Origin of the sequence: Ruegeria sp. SCSIO 43209 (genome assembly GCF_019904295.1) — a bacterium.
Classification (GTDB): domain Bacteria; phylum Pseudomonadota; class Alphaproteobacteria; order Rhodobacterales; family Rhodobacteraceae; genus Ruegeria.
Genome location: NZ_CP065359.1, coordinates 290,805 through 309,126 on the forward strand (window position 1 = coordinate 290,805; position 18,322 = coordinate 309,126).

At 55.2% G+C, this 18,322-nt stretch carries 18 protein-coding genes; 13 read left to right on the forward strand and 5 right to left on the reverse strand.

Annotated elements, in window-relative coordinates; all coding sequences use genetic code 11:
• Positions 1 to 16: 16 nt before the first annotated feature.
• Positions 17 to 1,453, forward strand: a complete 1,437-nt coding sequence (locus tag I5192_RS01510; protein ID WP_223117589.1) for an arylsulfatase — start codon at positions 17 to 19, stop codon at positions 1,451 to 1,453.
• Between the two features lie 238 nt (positions 1,454 to 1,691).
• Here I5192_RS01510 and I5192_RS01515 read toward each other — a convergent pair whose 3' ends face one another.
• Entirely contained in the window at positions 1,692 to 2,078 is a 387-nt protein-coding gene (locus I5192_RS01515) for an excinuclease ABC subunit A (protein WP_255612012.1), read from the reverse strand.
• A gap of 329 nt (positions 2,079 to 2,407) precedes the next feature.
• Here I5192_RS01515 and I5192_RS01520 point away from each other — a divergent pair, with 329 nt between their 5' ends.
• Positions 2,408 to 2,596 (forward strand): hypothetical protein, encoded by a 189-nt coding sequence (locus I5192_RS01520; protein ID WP_223117590.1) that lies wholly within the window; start codon positions 2,408 to 2,410, stop codon positions 2,594 to 2,596.
• Positions 2,597 to 2,849: 253 nt separating this feature from the next.
• Here the strand turns inward: I5192_RS01520 and I5192_RS01525 are convergent, their stop codons facing one another.
• Complete coding sequence (locus I5192_RS01525) at positions 2,850 to 3,413, reverse strand: hypothetical protein (RefSeq protein WP_223117591.1); 564 nt, start codon at positions 3,411 to 3,413, stop codon at positions 2,850 to 2,852.
• Positions 3,414 to 3,444: 31 nt separating this feature from the next.
• Between I5192_RS01525 and I5192_RS01530 the strand changes: the two genes are divergently transcribed.
• The 11 genes from I5192_RS01530 to I5192_RS22730 all read left to right on the forward strand — a co-directional run bounded on the left by I5192_RS01530 (position 3,445) and on the right by I5192_RS22730 (position 12,234).
• On the forward strand, positions 3,445 to 4,020 hold the full coding sequence (locus I5192_RS01530) for a hypothetical protein (RefSeq protein WP_223117592.1): 576 nt from the start codon (positions 3,445 to 3,447) through the stop codon (positions 4,018 to 4,020).
• Positions 4,021 to 4,154: 134 nt separating this feature from the next.
• Complete coding sequence (locus I5192_RS01535) at positions 4,155 to 4,775, forward strand: PepSY domain-containing protein (protein ID WP_223117593.1); 621 nt, start codon at positions 4,155 to 4,157, stop codon at positions 4,773 to 4,775.
• A 38-nt stretch (positions 4,776 to 4,813) separates the two neighbouring features.
• Entirely contained in the window at positions 4,814 to 5,473 is a 660-nt protein-coding gene (locus I5192_RS01540; RefSeq protein WP_223117594.1) for a response regulator transcription factor, read from the forward strand.
• Positions 5,473 to 6,801, forward strand: coding sequence for a sensor histidine kinase (locus I5192_RS01545; RefSeq protein ID WP_223117595.1), 1,329 nt, complete (start codon positions 5,473 to 5,475; stop codon positions 6,799 to 6,801). The genes I5192_RS01540 and I5192_RS01545 overlap by 1 nt, the downstream gene beginning before the upstream one ends.
• Positions 6,802 to 7,222: 421 nt before the next feature.
• Positions 7,223 to 7,591 (forward strand): deoxyribodipyrimidine photo-lyase, encoded by a 369-nt coding sequence (locus tag I5192_RS22405; RefSeq protein WP_255612013.1) that lies wholly within the window; start codon positions 7,223 to 7,225, stop codon positions 7,589 to 7,591.
• Positions 7,592 to 7,921: 330 nt separating this feature from the next.
• Entirely contained in the window at positions 7,922 to 8,737 is an 816-nt protein-coding gene (locus tag I5192_RS22410; protein WP_255612014.1) for an FAD-binding domain-containing protein, read from the forward strand.
• Entirely contained in the window at positions 8,734 to 8,871 is a 138-nt protein-coding gene (locus tag I5192_RS01555; protein WP_223117596.1) for a DUF2256 domain-containing protein, read from the forward strand. The genes I5192_RS22410 and I5192_RS01555 overlap by 4 nt, the downstream gene beginning before the upstream one ends.
• The gene (locus I5192_RS01560; RefSeq protein WP_255612015.1) at positions 8,853 to 10,109 is read left to right on the forward strand and encodes an FAD-binding domain-containing protein; all 1,257 of its coding nucleotides are present in this window, start codon (positions 8,853 to 8,855) and stop codon (positions 10,107 to 10,109) included. Before I5192_RS01555 ends, I5192_RS01560 begins: the two co-directional genes overlap by 19 nt.
• A gap of 9 nt (positions 10,110 to 10,118) precedes the next feature.
• Positions 10,119 to 11,612, forward strand: coding sequence for a cryptochrome/photolyase family protein (locus I5192_RS01565; RefSeq protein WP_223117597.1), 1,494 nt, complete (start codon positions 10,119 to 10,121; stop codon positions 11,610 to 11,612).
• Positions 11,613 to 11,633: 21 nt separating this feature from the next.
• Complete coding sequence (locus tag I5192_RS01570) at positions 11,634 to 11,912, forward strand: hypothetical protein (RefSeq protein ID WP_223118331.1); 279 nt, start codon at positions 11,634 to 11,636, stop codon at positions 11,910 to 11,912.
• A complete protein-coding gene (locus I5192_RS22730; RefSeq protein WP_223117598.1) occupies positions 11,800 to 12,234 on the forward strand; it encodes a DUF2306 domain-containing protein in 435 nt (144 codons plus the stop codon). The genes I5192_RS01570 and I5192_RS22730 overlap by 113 nt, the downstream gene beginning before the upstream one ends.
• Here I5192_RS22730 and I5192_RS01580 read toward each other — a convergent pair.
• The 3 genes from I5192_RS01580 to I5192_RS01590 are packed head-to-tail and all read right to left on the reverse strand — an operon-like array spanning position 12,225 to position 18,297.
• A complete protein-coding gene (locus tag I5192_RS01580; RefSeq protein WP_223117599.1) occupies positions 12,225 to 13,544 on the reverse strand; it encodes an aspartate aminotransferase family protein in 1,320 nt (439 codons plus the stop codon). The two genes, I5192_RS22730 and I5192_RS01580, sit on opposite strands and share 10 nt — an antisense overlap.
• Positions 13,541 to 15,922, reverse strand: coding sequence for an FAD-dependent oxidoreductase (locus I5192_RS01585; RefSeq protein WP_255612016.1), 2,382 nt, complete (start codon positions 15,920 to 15,922; stop codon positions 13,541 to 13,543). The genes I5192_RS01580 and I5192_RS01585 overlap by 4 nt, the downstream gene beginning before the upstream one ends.
• Positions 15,919 to 18,297, reverse strand: a complete 2,379-nt coding sequence (locus I5192_RS01590; protein ID WP_223117600.1) for an FAD-dependent oxidoreductase — start codon at positions 18,295 to 18,297, stop codon at positions 15,919 to 15,921. Before I5192_RS01590 ends, I5192_RS01585 begins: the two co-directional genes overlap by 4 nt.
• Between the last annotated feature and the right edge of the window lie 25 nt (positions 18,298 to 18,322).

Below are 18,322 nucleotides of genomic sequence, written 5' to 3' on the forward strand. Positions count from 1 at the left end.
GATTGGAGGCGTTGTTATGAAATGGTTGTCGCGAACATTCCTACTGGCCTTATCCCTTCAATTTGCCACGGGAGCTTCAGCTCAAGATAAACCAAACATCGTATTCATATTTCTAGATAATTTTGGTTGGGGTGAACCCGGGTTCAATGGAGGTGGCATAATCCGAGGTACAGCGACCCCCGAGATGGATGCCCTCGCCGCGGAGGGACTGCGACTCACGAACTTCAACGTGGAAAGCCAGTGCACGCCGTCCCGCGCAGCGACCATGACGGGACGATATGGCATCCGGAGCGGCAACCACACGGTCCCACTAGGCGGCGGTGTCTACGGCCTAACTCAGTGGGAAATCACGATGGCCGAGATGCTAAAGGATGTGGGATACAACACGGCCATGTACGGCAAGTGGCACCTTGGCTGGACCGAAGGACGATATCCAACGAATCAAGGATTCGACGAATTTTTCGGAGTTGAGACCACTGACGTTACAGTCTGGCGCACGCTTCCGGGATTTGCTGAAGCCAACTTGGAAGAGCCTGTTGTGATGCAGGGTGTTGCAGGTGAGCCAGCAACCATCGCGCGGGACTACGATCTCGACTATCGCGGCGAGATAGACGGCGACCTGACGAAAAAGGCTATCGAGTTTATCAAAGCGAAGAGTGCCGAAGAAGCGCCGTTTTTTATCTATCTTGCCTATACTCAGACTCACTATCCAAATATCGCGTCCGAGGAATTTGATGGCGCCACCGGTAATGGTGTTTGGGCCGATATTCTGCTTCAAACAGATACCTATGTCGGGCGCATCGTGGATGCGATCGAGGCGGCAGGTGTTTCCGACGACACTGTGGTGATATTTACTGCTGACAATGGCCCCGAAGCTCTTCCGGTTGGAAACGCAAATGTCTCGCCCGTGCCAGCGGTACATGGCACCGCCGGGCCCTGGCGTGGCACTCTGTTCACCAGCCTCGAAGGAAGCATGCGGGTGCCTTTTGCGATCAAGTGGCCGGGTAAGATTCCCGCGGGTTCAGCAAGCAACGATGTTGTCCATTCGATGGACCTCTATCCGACACTTGCGGCATTTGCAGGCGGCAAGGTGCCTGATGACAGGGCCTTTGATGGTATCGACCAGTCGAAGTTCTTTCTTGGTGTCCAGCCAAATTCAAACCGAGAAGGCGTGATCGTTTACATGGGAGAGCAAATATTCGGCGTAAAATGGAAGGATTGGAAAGTTCTTTTCAAAGAGAATACGACGGCTTTTGGTGCAACGGAGTCTTTCGACACACCAAGGGTCTACAATCTATTGAACGATCCACACGAGCGCGAAAGTGTACTTTTCCCTTACACGTGGGCGGTCGAAAAGGCGCTTCCGCAGCTGCAAGAGCACATCGCTACCTTCGAGGAATACCCTCCGATTCCACCGGGAACGCCCGATCCCTACGAACCACCCAAAAACTGAACGGCGTCTTTGTCTGCACACTCGCCTTTAGTCGTCATTAGGTCTAACGACCTTTTTTTGCAGTTCGCGACTTGCTGCAAGAGCGAAACCCTAAACGGCGATCAAGGTCCGCTCAGGGCTCTCACCACCAGTCCAAGCGCACCACAGTGAATGGCCGCAGCGAGTCCATACTTTCGACTGCCGCAATCCAACCGAATGGCCGCAAACAGTGCTTCAAGGTGGTGAGCGATACCAGCTCTCAATTCAGAATGTCGGCGATTGCCCCTATCAGGTTCAGCACTTCATGTGTTTCACGGTTTACTTCGTAAACATAATCTCCGGCACGCACGTAATATCCGTTGCGCCGTAGTCCCCAACGGCTGGGATCATCAATGCGGACATACCCATCATAGATGTAATCGCCACGTCGATATTTCTTTGCCTGTCCAGGCGGTACGCACGGGATTGCCTTTTTTGCCAAGCCCGGCGGACAATGTCCGGATTTGGATTTCACATGGATCGGCGAGGTAGCGCCGGTTCCGCTAACGTGCCCCGTGCTAAGGCTCCACAAGCTGACACTGGCGTTCGCAAATGACGCGCCTTGCACGGTCAGTGCCACCGCCAGAATCCCAACAATCTTTTTCATTCCCAGCGCCTTTTTCAGCTTCTTAGCCTAGATATGATCTTGAATGGGCCTTGGCGAGTTCATAAGCGAAGAGTTGCTTTCCGATGCAGCAGTTTGTTCACGAGCTGAAATCATCGGCTGCGATTGTCATCGCAAATTCAACTAAAGCATCAAAACGGGAAGTTCTTCCTCCACCTGGTCGCCCGCCTATTCGTTTGTCTTTATTTCGCGAACAACATTAACTGAACGTGAACAATGTATTCTCAGAGTGTTCAAACAGTCTCAGGCATAGTGATGGTGTTGGATCATTCGGGACGTTGTTCCGTTTGATCGCTGACAAGGGGAAACGCATGATCAAGTCTGCCTTTGTGACTGAAGAGTCCAGCACAACAGCTGTGATGCAAACCTCCGGCAAAATCGCCGAAGAACGTTTGCCAACCACGACCAAATCGAGCAGTGGTCGCTTCCCTCCTATCGATAATGCATTAACACAGATCGTCAAAAACAAGCGGCTTTCCGAGGCACATAACAACGTCTGAAGGCAGTTCAGCAGACCCCCACACAATTCCCGGTATTCGTCCTAGATATTGGAATTGAAAACTAAATCCCGCTCCAGTTATGGGGCGGGATTTCTTTCTTATGCCTTTGGGAAAAAGGGCGTAGCCCTTGATTTGCAAAAGTATCCGGCCAGCCGCTACCCATCCTGTGAAGCCTTTGGCTGACCCGGGCTTTAGTACTTCCGTGAGTGGTCAGTACTGAGGGTTGATTGACGCAGAGAGCCGTTGTCTTTCGTTACAGACCCAACAGCGCCTTTACCTCATGTTCAACGGCGTCGGTCACGGGCTTGTTTGCGGCGGCTTCTAGGGCTTCCCGTTCGGTCAATTCCTGTTCCTCGACCTGGTCAGCCAGTTCTTGCACCTGTTCAGCCGCTTCTTCGTATTCGACGGCAGCCTGACGTTCATCGTTCAGGTCCTGCGCTGCTTCGATCGAAGAGTCCAAATCAGCGCGGGCTTCATCCAATTGCTCCTCAATCTCTGGGTCTGTTCCCCCTGCGTCTTCCAGAGCTTGTTCGAGATCCTCCACGCGTTCCTGGTTTTCCTGGACTTCACTCAACGCGGCTTCCAGGTCTTCTTCAATCTCAGGAACAGTCCGCTCCGGCGGCTCCAAGCCAGCGAGCTCTTCCAATTGTTCCTCAAGCTCTTCGCGCAAGGGTTCTCCGGCCAACACGGTATCTCGATAATTGGCAATTCGGCCTACGCGGGAATTGGGTGCTGCATTTTCTAATGCAGTTGCGCTGGCGTTGGCGGCATTGAGCGCCCCTAACTCAGACGGGTGGGCACCAAGAAGTGCCGCCATCTTGTTCCCCTTTTCCCTGACCGCTGGGCGAATGGACTCTTCGACAATTACTGTTTTCGAAGGCTTCTTGTACGTCCTGGGCTTTTGTTTGCTACCGCTGGTGGTCGAGCGTTTTCCAGATGTGGCAACCGTTCTCGACTTGCCTTTGCCGCTAAAGATATCCTTCAAGGAAAAACGACCGCCCTTGCCCAAAGCAGAGCGCGAAGATTTTGTCTTGGATTTCCCGGTGTTTCGGCCACCAAAACTTTTGTCGGCACCTTTCTTTCCGCCTTTGTTACCGGCGAAACTGTGGTCACCACGATCTCCGCTGGCGGAGTTCCCCTTGCCATCGCTATTGCCTTTTCCGCCGCCGTTGCCTCCACCGTTTCCTTTATCGCCGCCTTTGCCGTTGCCTCCACCGTTACCCTTTCCACCGCTATTGCCTTTGCCCTCCTTTGCAAATGCAATATCCGGCACCGCAACGGTAGCTACGATGGCTGTAGATCCCAACAACGCGATTGCCAGGGTCGATGCTTTTAGCAGTCTCAAACTGGTGATTTTCATATCGACCTCCTCGGTTGAAATCAGCGGGTATCAGTTTTCTGAAACAACTCGCTATGTTCAATAGTCTTGATTCACGCACGAATCCCCAATGCTTCTTGCCATTTAACTTGAGGGTGCTTGAACGCAGGGCTAACTGCTTGTTCATCATCGGTTCATGTCGAAAGACGTAGTCTCTAGCCGCGAAATACGAGGACTTTCATGCGCGCGAAGGTGATCTTGGTGGTAGCAAGCCTGATTGTTGCTTTGCCTGTTGGGGAAGCGGCTGCCCAGACACGCGAGCTCAAGCAAGGTGAACTGCGCAAAGCGACCCTGACCGGGGACACCATTCGTTTGAAACGGGTTATCAAAGGTGTCGAAAAAGCCTATGGCGGGACTCCAGTCGATGCGCGCGCGTTTCAGGCTGATCAAATTTACTATCGTATTCTAGTCAAAAAGCCCGATGGAAAAATTGTCAGTGTCATTGTGAATGCCCAGTCCGGTACAGTCGTTTCCAATCGATCCAGCGTTGGGCGTCAAATATCAAAAGCAGCCCGTTCGAACCCCGCCAACGCCAACACCAGCCGCGACACCAACAGCAATCGTGGAGCTTCTGCGAGCCGTGGAAACAACGGCAAAAGCGGTGGCAATAGCAATGCTGGTGGAAACGGCGGCGGCAACGGCGGCGGCAATGGCAACGGCGGCGGCAATGGAGGTGGAAATGGTGGTGGAAACGGAGGAGGTAATAGCGGTGGAAACGGCAGCGGCAATGGTGGCGGAAACAGCGGTGGAAACGGCGGCGGCAACTCTGGCGGGAACGGCAAGGGCAACGGTAAAAAATAGGGCTTAAACCAAAGCCCTTGTGACTGTAGTTTTTGAATATGAGAGTACTTCTGGCCGAAGATGAACCGCAGCTATGCGAGCAGATTAAGAAACTTCTTAGCGTAGAAGGCCGCGTGGTAGATGTGGCCAAGAATGGTACTGACGCCCTGCACCTAGGTGCGACCGAACCTTACGACATGATCATCCTCGACATCGGGTTGCCGGAACGCGACGGTATTTCTGTCCTGCGCGAATGGCGCAGCGTGGGCGTCAAGACACCCGTGTTGATCCTCACCGCCCGCGATGGGTGGAGCGAGCGGGTGGATGGTCTTGATGCAGGTGCTGATGACTATATGACCAAGCCATTTCACATGCCCGAGCTGGCCGCTCGTGTACGGGCCATCTTGCGCCGACAAAGCGGTCAGTTGAACCCGGTTATCGAAATGGGGGACGTTATGCTCGATACACGAAACGGTCGCGTCAGCGTGGGCGGCATTCCTGTCGATCTGACGGCGCAAGAGATCGCAGTTCTGACATACCTTGCCCACAACATCGGACGCATGGTGTCACGTACCGAGTTGTCAGAGCATATCTATGAATATGACGGTGACAGGGATTCGAACACCATTGCCGTCTTCATAACCCGGCTGCGAAAGAAACTGGGCTCTGACCTTATTACAACGGTCAGAGGACGCGGCTATATGATCGATACGACCTGATGTTATCGCTGCGCCAACGCGCTTTGCTTGGCGGCCTTGCGACAGGCGCGCTTTCTGTCGGCGTCGGAACGTTGATTGTGTTTTCGTACATCAACACCCGTGTTCTGGAACAATTCGACCAGACGCTACGCGACCGGCACACCCAACTCGTTGTCGGTTTGAGCGCAACGACGCACAACCCTGAGGCACTGCGCGAACTGATATTCGATCCAGCCTATGGAACGCCGTATTCAGGCAGATACTGGCAGGTTACCGATGGAAACGGGGCTACATTCACATCAGCCTCGCTCTTTGACGAGACAATTTCCGAACCTGTACGTGTGAGCGAAGAGGCAATCGTTTGGAACACCACAGGTCCGGAAAGCGAAGCCGTTCGTAGCGCATATCAGAGAATCACATTCGAAGACGGAACCGAGTGGGGCGTAACGGTCGCCGAAAGCAGGCGAGAGCTGATAAGCGAACGCAGAGCCGCGCAAAACAACTTGCTACCGGTTTTTGGATTGGTTGGTTTGATTGGAGTTGCCGGTTCGTTGTTGTTGATGTCAGCAATTATTGGCCCACTCAAAAAACTGCGCGCAGATGTGGTGCATCGCTGGGACAAAGGAGATGACTTGATTCCGGAAGACTACCCAGAAGAGGTTTCGCCGCTTGTTGAGGACCTAAATAAATTGCTTCACAGGAATCGTGAAATTGTGTCTGGTTCTCGGCGACAAGCTGCGGATCTGGCACATGCGCTCAAAACACCGACGGCAATTCTCAGAAATGAACTGGCGATTTTGTCGGACGCGGGTGCAGATATCGAACCTGCAGATGACGCGTTAAATCGAATTGATGCTCAGCTAAAGCGCTCACTTGCGCGTATGCGTGCGTCGAACACCGCAGAACTTACGCATTCACGAACTGACCTTACCAATTCCGTCAACAGGTTATCCAGACTGTTTTCGGTCATGGCGGAACGCGAAGGAAAATCTCTGACGACAGATTGCGAGGATGGGATTCAGGTTCGAATGGATACTCAGGACATCGAAGAGGTGATTGGAAACCTTCTCGACAACGCGCTCAAGTGGTGTCGGACAACAATTCACATCGCCGCAAAGCGTGTAGAGGGCGGCATTGAGATTTGCATTGAGGATGACGGACAAGGAATTCCGGAGGATGCACTTGACGGAGTAGTTCGATCCGGAGGTCGGTTGGATACCTCTGTCAGCGGCACAGGATTGGGTTTGGCAATCTGTGTTGATCTGATGAACGCTTACGGCGGCAAACTAAAACTGGAGAAATCAGCGGACCTTGGCGGCTTGGCCTGCCGAGTACTTATATCAAGCTAAAGGTGGCCGCATCTGGTTAGAAATAGTCGTTGATCGCAAGCAATCAAAAGGCGGCTTTGTCCGTAGAGCAGACATTGAGTTGAATTCAAACAACGACTGCTTCGTGCCCAATCTCCCAAATGCTGCGCCTCACCCCAAACGCACCGATGCGCCCAGAGCTGACATTGAGCCATAAACGAACGACCCAAACTTGCTTTCCAGTTACCTTTAGATACCCGGCTACGTAGCTCCTAAGAATGGAAATTCGGTGCAAACGCGAAATCGGAGCAGTATCGAACTGAAAGATTTGTGGACATTCGAGTTCTTGTTTGAGTGCGGTTTGCCAGAGTTCATTGTGCTCAAGTCTGACACTGGTAGGTGACTTGTCGGACGGCAGATCCAACGTAAGAGCTTTCACGTATTCTATCAAAAGGGAGATTACGTGCAGGTTGTATGGTTCAAACGCGATCTCCGGGTCGATGATCATGAAGCGCTGGCGCAGGCGTCTCGTATCGGTCCGGTTTTGCCGCTTTATGTGGTTGAGCCCGAGCTTTGGAAGCAACCCGATGCCGCGGCGCGACATTGGGACTTTGTTGCCGAAACACTTGCTGAATTGCGTGGAGATTTAGCGGACTTGGGCCAACTGCTCATCTTACGTATGGGTCGGGTGACACAGGTGCTGTCTGATTTGGCGACCAGCCGACTGATCGAAGTCCTTTGGTCACATGATGAAAAGGGAAATGATTGGATCTATCGGCGGGATCGTGAAGTTAGCGCGTGGTGCAGGCAGAGAGGTATTCCTTGGACCTAGGTTCAGAACCATGGTGTGTTTCGCCCGCTTAAATCCCGCGATGGCTGGGCGGCCCGCTGGACAGAGTTTATGGAGCGACTCGTGTCTTCGTCAACGCAACTTACCCCTTTAGACATAGAGCTCGGCCCCACGCCGATCCGGTGTGACCTTAACCTGGCGGATGATCCATGCGCCCACCGCCAATTTGCTGGCCGCCGTGCGGGACTTGATTCCTTGGATAGTTATCTGATCAGCCGCGGCAAACGATATCGGCGTGAAGTGTCGAGCCCTATTGAGGGCCCAGTCGCGTACTCGCGCATTTCGCCTTATCTTGCATGGGGTGCGTTTTCGATGCGTGAAGTGAAGCAAGCGACGGATCGACAGCGTCGTTCATTGCCTGCGAATGCCAGAAATTGGCGCAAATCTCTCCGATCATATTCCAGCCGGCTCCATTGGCATTGCCACTTTATTCAAAAGCTTGAGGACGAACCGCGGATGGAGTCGGAGAATTTAAATCCGCTCTACGATGGTCTTCGTCCTCGGGAGCCCCACGCGGATTTACGTTCCACATGGTCAAGGGGGGAAACGGGGTATCCGTTTTTTGATGCCTGCATGCGGTCATTTTCAGCGACTGGGTGGCTGAATTTTCGGATGCGGGCAATGGTGACGGCCACGGCTAGCTATCACCTCTGGCTTGATTGGTGGGCTCGGGGTTTGCATTTGACGCGGATGTTTTCGGATTACGAGCCGGGTATTCATTGTAGCCAAGTGCAGATGCAATCGGGAACCACGGGCATCAATACGGTGCGCACCTACAATCCAGTGAAACAGGGGTGCGATCAGGACCCGCATGAGCAGTTCATTCGAAAATGGGTGCCCGAATTGGCGGCGATCTCTGACCCGTACATCCATGAACCTTGGACGGCACCGAACGCAGGGCAGATCATAGGCTTTGCCTATCCTGCACGCGTCTTTGATCATATGGCGGCCGTCAAAGCCGCGCGCGAAAGGGTCTGGAGGGTCCGCAGAGGCGATGAATTCCGCGATGGATCCAAAAAGATCATGTCAAAACACACCAGCAGAAAATCCGGTAAAAGAACACTTAAACGCACAGGATCGACAGAGGATCTAGCACAGCTCAGTCTACCACGCGGAGACGCCGAATGAAGATGCGAAAAAAAGCGAATCTACCACAGAAAATCTGCTCAGTCTGTCAGCGTCCGTTTGTTTGGCGCAAGAAATGGGAAAAGGTCTGGGATGAGGTTAAGTACTGCTCAAATAAATGCAGATCCGCCGCATGACTGAACTGTTCCCGGAACTTATTACTTTACCCGAGACCGTCGATTTCAGCCCGACGCGCGCGGGTGGCCTTAAACGGCTAGAGAAATTCGTGACGCGCGCTGGACAGGACTATGCTCGCACGCGGAGCTACGATTTTGGGACCGAGCGGCGCAACAATGTATCAGTCTTGTCACCATGGCTCCGCCATCGCTTGTTGACCGAAGAGGAGGTGCTTACACGGGTATTGGCGTCGCACAGTCCCGACACTGCTGAGAAGTTTGTACAAGAAGTTTTTTGGCGGGCTTACTTCAAAGGTTGGCTGGAACAAAGACCAAGCGTCTGGTCACACTATCAACGCGACCTGATGGACGCGCTTAACTCACTTGATAACGACACGTCATTGGCAAGCCGCCATACTGATGCAGTGTCAGGCAATACCGGCATAGACTGCTTTGATCATTGGGCAAAAGAACTCGTGGGCACCGGTTATCTGCATAACCATGCGCGGATTTGGTTTGCCTCAATCTGGATATTCACCTTGCGTCTGCCTTGGCAGTTGGGCGCTGACTTGTTTTTGCGACATCTGATTGATGGTGATCCGGCGTCGAACACATTGAGCTGGCGATGGGTCGCGGGCTTGCACACGAAAGGCAAGACCTACCTCGCCCGACCTGACAACATCGCCAAATATACCGAAGGCCGATTTCGCCCCACTGGATTGGCCAAGTTCGCAGAACCGCTGACCGAACCGGTAGAACACCCACGTGTTTCTTTTCCAATCCTTCAAATGCAGCCGAAAGAGCCATTTCTATTGCTAGTAAGCGAGGATGACATGACCGGTGCATCCATCATGCCCGTACCGCCCGTTGCAGTGGTAGGACTTTTGGCAACCCACGGTCGCTCCCCTAATCCGGTTGGATTTATCCCGGTGAATTTTGCAAAAGAAGCAATGAACAGCGTTTTGTCAGACCATGAAGTGCGTGCGCAATCTGCCGATGATTGGAGTCTGCCAATAATTGAAGCTGCGCAAAGTGCAGGAGTAAGAAGAATTGCGACTGCTTATGCGCCAATAGGTCCGGTACGGTCCAGGTTAGATCGTGCTGAGCCTATTTTGCGTGAAGCAGGCCTGACGCTGGAACGGTTAATTCGCCCTTATGACGCTGTCTCATGGCCCCACGCGAAGGCGGGATTTTTCGGACTAAAGAAAAAGATACCGAACGTTCTGAGCCAGTTGAATTTTATCGCTGTAACGAAGTGAGATCTCAGTTTGTCAACCGCTGCCCTGCTGCTCCCTAACCAACTGTTTGCCCAACATCCCAGTCTGACTCCCCAGCCGGACAAAGTGGTGCTCTTTGAAGACCCTCTATTCTTTGGCGACCCGATCTATCCCGCCAACATGCACAAGCAAAAGCTTTGGCTGCACCGGTCATCGATGGCCCGATATCGCGACGATCTGATTAGGCAGGGTTTCGACGCGACGATCTGGCCCTATGAACGGGAGGCGGGTTCGTGTTTGCGGTTATTTCAGAACCTGCAAGAACTCGGCGTCGATCAAGTGAACATGGTCGATCCTGTCGATTTTATCGCCGAAAAACGCCTAAGTGCGGCGGCGGGTATTACAAACATCACAATCAACTTACAGCCGTCCCCAGGCTTCTTGAACACACAAGACTATAACCTGGCTTGGTCGACCGGCAGAAAGCGCTGGTTCATGGCGGAGTTCTACAAAAGCCAACGCCGCCGTTTGAACGTGCTGATGAATGGCGATCAACCGGTGGGCGGGCAGTGGAGCTATGACGAAGACAATCGAAAGAAAGTCCCCAAAGCGCTGCTCAAAAGCCTGCCTTGGATTGATTGGCCGACCCATGATGCAATTGATCAAACGGCAAAAGACAGCGTTCTTGCCGAGTTTCCGGACGCTCTGGGGACACTGGATCGTCTTTATTACCCAACATTCCACAAAGAAGCGGCCAACTGGCTAAATCAGTTTTTGGAACGGCGCTTTGATCGGTTTGGCGATTATGAGGATGCCATTGTCGAAGGCGAAAGCTGGCTTTGGCACGCTGTCCTGACGCCCGCATTGAACATTGGACTTTTGACGCCGAAACAAGTCTTGAATACCACGCTCGCCCATGCCTATCGCAGAAATGTTCCGCTGAATTCGGTGGAAGGGTTCATCCGCCAGATCATCGGATGGCGTGAATTTATGCGGGCGACCTATGATGACCTAGGCGTAAAGATGCGGACCACAAATCACTGGAACCATCGCCGCACTATGCCAGTCGCATTCTACGACGCCAGCACCGGGATCGATCCGCTGGACGACACGATCCGCAGGGTGCTTAAAACCGGGTATTGCCACCACATCGAGCGGCTTATGGTTCTGGGTGGCTTCATGTTCCTTTGCGAGATCGATCCTGACGATGTTTACCGCTGGTTCATGGAGATGTTCGTGGACAGCTATGATTGGGTCATGGTTCCCAACGCCTATGCCATGAGCCAGCACGCTGACGGCGGGCTGATCACAACGAAGCCCTATTTTTCCGGCTCAAACTACATCCGCAAAATGAGCCATTGGGGCAAAGGGCCGTGGGCCGACATATGGGACGGTCTGTATTGGCGCTTCATCCTGAAACACGCGGGCACGCTTGCCAGCAATCCAAGATGGGCAATGATGTGCCGCACGGCTGAGCGCATGTCCTCGGATGTCAAAGACAAGCACGTCACGACCGCCGAAGCCTTTCTGCAGCGGATAACCTGAACATGATCTACCTGGGGCACCATGGACGAGATCGTGATCACATCCAAAGATCAGCTTTGGCACTGGTTGGCAAAGAACAATGCCCAAAACGAAAGCGCCCGATTGATCACCTGGAAAGCAGCACATCCCGATAAATATATCAGCTGCGAAGAGGTATCGGGTGCGCTGGTTGTACATGGGCGGATCGATGGCCGAAGGCTCAAAGTCTACGAAAAAAGGAGGGCACAACTCATCAGCCCGCGCTGGCAGCAAGCTTGGTCCAAAAGCTACAAAGATCGTGCCGCGCGTCTCAGTCATTAAGGCATCATGCACCTATCAGGTGAACCACTGTCATCGGCTGTTCGGATATGCTTGGGCCTTACTTATGGCGGGAACGGCGTTTACCGCAGTTTTCATGCACCAGACACGGTTATGGGGGAGCTACTCTCCCATCCACCTGTTGATTCCGGTTACACTTGTTAGCCTTTTTCTGGCGAGCAAGGCGGCACGTCAGGGAGACATCAACCGTCACAAGGTGCTTATGATATCCCTATTTGCTTTGGCGCTTGTGGTAACGGGCTTGTTCACGCTGTTACCTGGCCGCGTCATGAACACTACACTTTTTGGTGCTGTTCATATCTGAATCGCCGCATCGCCTAGCGCCTGATCTAGACTCGTTGTGACTTGATCCACATCCTCCATAGACAGGCAAAGCGGGGGCACCATGCGTAGGCATTGCTGGAACGGACCGGATTTCGATAAGATAATTCCTTGTGCGCGGCAAGCCTCGAAGACCTCGGACGTCATCGTCTTGTCAGGTGTTTTGCTGTCGCGGTCGATCACGAATTCCAGTGCCAGCATCAGACCGTGGCCTCGAACATCTCCGATGGCCTTATGCTTGGCTTTCAGATCGTTCAGGCGCTCCAACAGCTTTGCACCAACGGTCTTTGCGTTCTCTTGCAAACCCTCATCGCGCATTACCGCAAGGACGGCACGCGCGGCGGCAGCAGAGGTCGGGTTCGCTCCATAGGTGTGGAACATGAACTTCTCGGCCATTGGCTCTGCGATATGTTTCTTGGCCACAACGGCGCCGATAGGAAAGCCATTGCCCAAACCTTTAGCCATAACAATTATATCGGGAACCACGCCGTCCGCCTCAAACCCCCAGAAGTGATCGCCAGTGCGGCCGAAACCGGATTGAACTTCATCCGCGATATAGAGCCCACCTGCTGCGCGTACTCGTTCCGCCGCCCCCGACATGTATCCCGGCGGCATCTGGTGGATACCGCCATAACCTTGCACACTCTCAACCAAAATCCCGGCCACCTGGCCGGATGTAGCGGCATTGATCGTGTGGGTGATCTCATCAAGATAAGGCGCAGTGCCGGGGCCAAAAATGCCGCGATACTGGTTCGGATCAGCGACAAAAGCCACGTTGCCGGGCATGCCCGGGTGTCGCCACCCAGAAATACCCGTGACTGATTGCGCTGCAGCGGTCGGTCCATGATAGGCGGTCCTCAAAGCGAGCAAATCAAGATTGCCGGTGAAGGTCCGCGCCATTGTCATGGCCAGGTCGATGGCCTCAGACCCCGAATTGGTAAGATGCACCACCCAATCATGACCTTTTGGCATTGTGGCAGCAAGTTCCTCTGCCAAATGCGCAGGCGTCGGGTGATAGAACATGGTCGTACAATGGGTGAGTTCTTGCGCCTGTTCCATCGCTGCGGCGACGACCCGGGGATGCGAATGGCCGACAGAGATGCAGACGTTCATTCCCAGAAGGTCCGTGTATTTCCGCCCGTCCGTATCCCACAAATACTGACCTTGCCCCTTCTGAAATACGATTGGTTCCCGGAACGGTGTGAAACGGGTCAGTGAGGCTGCATAGAACCGATCACGCCGCGCGGCGGTACTGTCAAAGTTCCAATCGGTATGCAGGGGATGTTCGATCATTTGGCGGCTCCAGCTTTCAAACGGGTATTGTCAGGGTCATATGGAGGACGCGGCAGAATGGTTGCCCGCCTGTGCTGCCCTAGGATGGAAACGGTCAAGTTTTCGCGTGCAGTTGGGTCGCGCAGGTACGCCAGTGCGAGCACTTTGCCGGTGCGATGGCCATAAGCACCGGAGGTGATGATCCCAACCGGGTGCTCCCGATGCCAAAGCGTGTGGGCATAGAACGGATCGACTTCGCCTGCCTCAATCTCCAGCAGAACCATGTCCCATTCTTGACGCAGGGTGTTGCGCAAGTCTTTGCGGACAAAGGGTGTAAGGCCGGCGTCTAGCGGGCTGCGTTCCGTTGTCAGGTCGCTTCCCCAAGCGCGATAGCCCTTTTCCAGCCGCATCGAGTTGGCGGCATAGGCGCCATAAAAGCCAAGGCCATGGGGTTGGGCGGTCTCTTCCAGTTTGGTGAAAAGCGCAACGGCCTGATTGCGCGTAACATGCAGCTCCCACCCGCATTCCCCAAGGTAGGACACGCGCAGGGCTCGCACGGGGATACCAGCGATCTCGGTTGCCTGCGCGGTGAGCCACGGCATGCTGGTGAGTTGGGGCAACACATCGGGTGATTTCGGGCCCATGACACCGATCACGGCCAGATCTTCGCAGCGGTTGGTAACGGTGACCTCGAACGCCGCCGCTGCCTTGATCAACTGATCCAAGTCGATTTCCTCGGCCGCAGCCGCGCAGGTCAGGTAGGCATGATCCTCGGCCAATCTGGTGACGGTGAGCTCCGACAATACCCCGCCTGCTGGTGTTAGCACATGGGTCAGGCCGATGCGCCCCGGTTCTGGCGCGCGGTTGGATCCGAGCGCCTCAAGGAACGCCGCCACATCCGGCCCGGTGACATCGAATTTCGAGAACACCGAAAGATCGGCCATCGCAACGCGGTTGGTGGCGGCATCGACCTCGGCGGCCACTGCATCGAACCAATTGGCGCGGCGGAAGGTTTCAATCGCCTCTGCGCCGGGTGTATCGGTGAACCAGTTTGGCCGTTCCCAGCCATGGGCCGCTCCCATGACCGCACCCCGTTCGACCATCAGCTCATGCAATTGAGACAGACGCAGGCCACGACCTGCGGGTCGTTCCTCGTGGGGATAGTGGACACCAAATTGTAAGCCGAAACACTCAATGGCTTTGGCCACGCGATAGTCGCGATCTGCCCAGGACCCGAAGCGGCGACTATCCACTGCCAGCGCATCCATAGGCGGCGCGCCATGGGTCATCCAATGCGCGAGGAACCAGCCCGCGCCGCCGCCCTCCATCACACCCATGGACGAGCCGGTCAGCAACCACGCGTTTTGCAACCCATGCGCCGGACCAATCAGCGGGTTGGCGTCGGGGGTAAAGGTGATGGGGCCGTTGATGACCGATTTGATGCCCCCAGTTTCCAGCGCTGGAATGCGTGCCATGGCCGCCTCGATGATATCTTCTACCCGGTCTAGGTCAGGCGGCAGCAAGTCCGCACCAAATTCGGGCGGGACGCCATCCACGGACCAGACCTGTGCCTCTTTTTCGTAAGGTCCAAGGATCAGCCCATCGCGTTCTTGCCGGACATACCAGCTTTCTTCGGGGTCGCGGATGATCGGCAGTTCAGGCAGCCCCTGAGTAATCCGGTCTTCCACGACCGGTACAGTATCGGTTACCAGATATTGGTGTAGCACCGGGACAGAGGGGATGTTCAGCCCCATCATTTGGCCGATTTCCCATCCCCAAGTGCCAGCCGCGTTGACTACATGTACCGCCTCAACCGTGCCTTTGGGCGTGTCGATCAACCAATGGTCGCCATCGCGCCGGATCGCGGTTACTGGGCAGTTGCGCCAGATCTGCGCGCCGCCCTGGCGTGCCACCTCAGCCATGGCGTTGGTGGCAAGCGTGGGATCGACGTGGCCGTCATCGGGTTCATAGATTCCGCCCAACAGACCGTCGAGTCTTGCCAGCGGATGCAACTCGGCGATGCGTTCGGGTGCCAGGACTTCCAGCGGATAGCCCGTGAAATCCGACAGGCCTGCGACATGGCGAAACTCATCCATCCGGTCCGGGTTGCGCGTGATCCGCATTGCGCCAGTGGTGTGAAACCCGCAGTCACGGCCCGTCTCCTGTGGCAAAATATCCCGATAGAGTCGCACGGACGTGGCACGCAGTTCCTGAATCGTCGGATTGTGCGCGAAATGGGTACACAGGCCCGCTGCATGCCAGGTTGAGCCATGGGTGAGGTCGTTCTTCTCCACCAGCAGCACATCCGTCCAACCCACTTTGACCAGATGATACATCAGCGAGACGCCCATCGCGCCGCCGCCGATGATGACAACCTGTGCCTTGGTCACGGTGCTCATTGTCCACGCATCCTTTCATTTTTCGGGTCAAAGGGCGGGCGCTGCAACGGGGTGGCAGCATAGTTTTTGCCAGCGACCTTTACCGTGAAACTACGTGCGCAAGTTTGAGCTTTCGCCTCACTTGGGTCGGTGGACACAAGAGCAAAGCAAAGGTTCAGCCCGGTGCGAGGTCCACGCGCGCCGGAGGTTGTGAACCCGACATGTCGACCCTCTTCAAAGATGGGTTCATCGTGCAGCATCAACGCCGAACCTTCGATTTGCATCAGGACAAGACGTTTGCGGGTGCCCTGTTCCTTTTGTTCCTGCAAAGCTGCCTTGCCGGTGAAGTCCTTATTCCAGTCGATGGTAAAGCCAAGCCCCGCTTCCAAAGGTGTGACGGTCGGATCAATGTCATGGCCCCAGTGTTTGAAGCCCTTTTCGATCCGGCAGCCATCAAGCGCATAGTGCCCAAGCGGCGCAGCGCCTGCAGCGATGAGCGCGTCGAAAACGCGCACTGCGACAGCATTGGGAAGGGTTAATTCCCAGCCGTATTCACCGACAAAGCTTACGCGGGTGGCGCGCGCACTTTGGCCTTCGACCTTAAATTCGCACACCTGACCCATTGGCGCATTTGCCCATGCGACCCCGGCATCCAGTTTCTGCAGCACCGGGCCACTGCCTGCGCCCATGACACCAAGTGTGCAAAACTCCTCGGTCACATCCGTCAGCGTCACGCCATCGGCCAGATTGCGTCGCAGGAACGCAAAGTCACGAGCACGGGTCGCGGCACCCGATGTGATATGGAAACGGCTGTCGGCGAGACGAGAGACGGTGATATCCATCTCGATCCCGCCACGGTCGTTCAGGATTTGGGTGTAAACTGCTTTGCCGATAGCGACGTCCATCTGCGCGGTACAAAGCTGGTTCAGCGCGTCAAGAACACGCGGCCCCGTGACGTCTATCTTGGTAAAGGGGCTGAGGTCGATCAGGGCCGTGCCCTTGGCCATAGACGCAGCTTCGTTTTGGGTAATCGGCCACCATCCTTGAGCGCCAATAGAATACGCCTGCGCCTCGCCATACCAAAGCCCTCGCTCCCACCCGGCGGTTTGTCCAAACTGCGCCCCAAGGGCAGCCCATCGATCATGCAGTGCGGACCTAAGCATCCCGCGCCCGGCCTTGGGCTGTTTGTAAGGCCAATGCAGGTTGAAGAGGTCCGCGACGGCCTCTTCCATCCGTGCTTCCAAATGCGCGGGCGTTGCCGTAAGTGGGTCGACCCGGGCGACATCCACCTCCCACATGTTCATTGGCGGTTGGCCATCGACCATCCAATCGGCCAAGGCGCGTCCGATCCCGGCCGAGGACATAACACCCACCGAGTTCATGCCTGCGCCGACAAACAGACGATCAACGTCAGTTTCCCCGACTAGTGGGCGTGTGTCGGCGGTAAAGCTCTCGGGGCCGTTCATGAAATGCTGCACGCCTAAGTGCTCCAACGCGGGGCAAAGCTCCAAAGCCGCCTCCATAAAAGGGGCAAACTGATCCCAGTCTTCTGCCATCTCAAGGAAAGGTCGGTTGCCTTCTGGCCCGTATGGGTTCCAGCATTTGGCATTGGGTTCAAATCCGCCAATCACCAATTTTCCGGCATCGCCCTTGATATAGATGCCTCGATCCAGATCGCGGATCACTGGGAAAGGGTCGGGCAGATCGGGGAAGGGTTCGGTCACAACGTACATATGCTCAACCGCCTGGAGCGGTAGCGCGACCCCGGCAGTCGCAGCCAGCTCTCGCGACCAGGCTCCTGTCGCGATGACCACCTGGTCCGCTTCCATAGTGGTGCCGTCAGCAAGTGCCACGCCCTTTGCTTTCCTGTTTTCGGTGATCAGCCTTTCGACCTCGACGCCTTCACGGATCGTTACACCGAGGGTCTTGGCGGCACGAGCATAGGCCATACATAGGTCGACCGGGTTCACATTGGCGTCTTCCGGCACATGCAATGCGCCGACATGTTTTGAAAGATCGAGCACGGGCAGCGGAACATCGCGCGCAGCGATCATCGCTGGCGTTAACCCTTGCGTCGCGCCGAGGTCAGCAATCCGGTGAAATTCGTCCATGCGCGCCGGTTCGCGCGCCAGCCAATAACCCCCGGTGCGTCGATATCCGGTGGACATGCCTGTCTCTTGCTCCAGCGCCGGAAAGACCTCAAGCGCGGCAGAGGCAAGTACCGTCATATTGGGCGTCGCGCGCAAGGGGCCAACAATCCCCGCCGCATGCCAGGAGGTGCCCGACGTCAACTGGTTGCGCTCCAGCAACGTGACATCATCTGCGCCGCGTTTCCCAAGATGATAGGCTACGCTAAGGCCAATTGCGCCGCCGCCAATGATCAAAATGCGGCTCATGCAAACCCCTGTTGACGCAAGCTTT

Coding starts and splice junctions, on each gene's coding strand:
- I5192_RS01555 (WP_223117596.1), top strand. CDS start 8,734: ATGAAGATGCGAAAAAAAGCGAATCTACCACAGAAAATCTGCTCAGTC.
- I5192_RS01535 (WP_223117593.1), top strand. CDS start 4,155: ATGCGCGCGAAGGTGATCTTGGTGGTAGCAAGCCTGATTGTTGCTTTG.
- I5192_RS01580 (WP_223117599.1), bottom strand. CDS start 13,544: ATGATCGAACATCCCCTGCATACCGATTGGAACTTTGACAGTACCGCC.
- I5192_RS01525 (WP_223117591.1), bottom strand. CDS start 3,413: ATGGCGGCACTTCTTGGTGCCCACCCGTCTGAGTTAGGGGCGCTCAAT.
- I5192_RS01545 (WP_223117595.1), top strand. CDS start 5,473: ATGTTATCGCTGCGCCAACGCGCTTTGCTTGGCGGCCTTGCGACAGGC.
- I5192_RS01590 (WP_223117600.1), bottom strand. CDS start 18,297: ATGAGCCGCATTTTGATCATTGGCGGCGGCGCAATTGGCCTTAGCGTA.
- I5192_RS01515 (WP_255612012.1), bottom strand. CDS start 2,078: ATGAAAAAGATTGTTGGGATTCTGGCGGTGGCACTGACCGTGCAAGGC.
- I5192_RS22730 (WP_223117598.1), top strand. CDS start 11,800: ATGGCCGAAGGCTCAAAGTCTACGAAAAAAGGAGGGCACAACTCATCA.
- I5192_RS22410 (WP_255612014.1), top strand. CDS start 7,922: ATGCGTGAAGTGAAGCAAGCGACGGATCGACAGCGTCGTTCATTGCCT.
- I5192_RS01540 (WP_223117594.1), top strand. CDS start 4,814: ATGAGAGTACTTCTGGCCGAAGATGAACCGCAGCTATGCGAGCAGATT.
- I5192_RS01570 (WP_223118331.1), top strand. CDS start 11,634: ATGGACGAGATCGTGATCACATCCAAAGATCAGCTTTGGCACTGGTTG.
- I5192_RS01560 (WP_255612015.1), top strand. CDS start 8,853: ATGCAGATCCGCCGCATGACTGAACTGTTCCCGGAACTTATTACTTTA.
- I5192_RS01530 (WP_223117592.1), top strand. CDS start 3,445: ATGGACTCTTCGACAATTACTGTTTTCGAAGGCTTCTTGTACGTCCTG.
- I5192_RS01510 (WP_223117589.1), top strand. CDS start 17: ATGAAATGGTTGTCGCGAACATTCCTACTGGCCTTATCCCTTCAATTT.
- I5192_RS01585 (WP_255612016.1), bottom strand. CDS start 15,922: ATGAGCACCGTGACCAAGGCACAGGTTGTCATCATCGGCGGCGGCGCG.
- I5192_RS01520 (WP_223117590.1), top strand. CDS start 2,408: ATGATCAAGTCTGCCTTTGTGACTGAAGAGTCCAGCACAACAGCTGTG.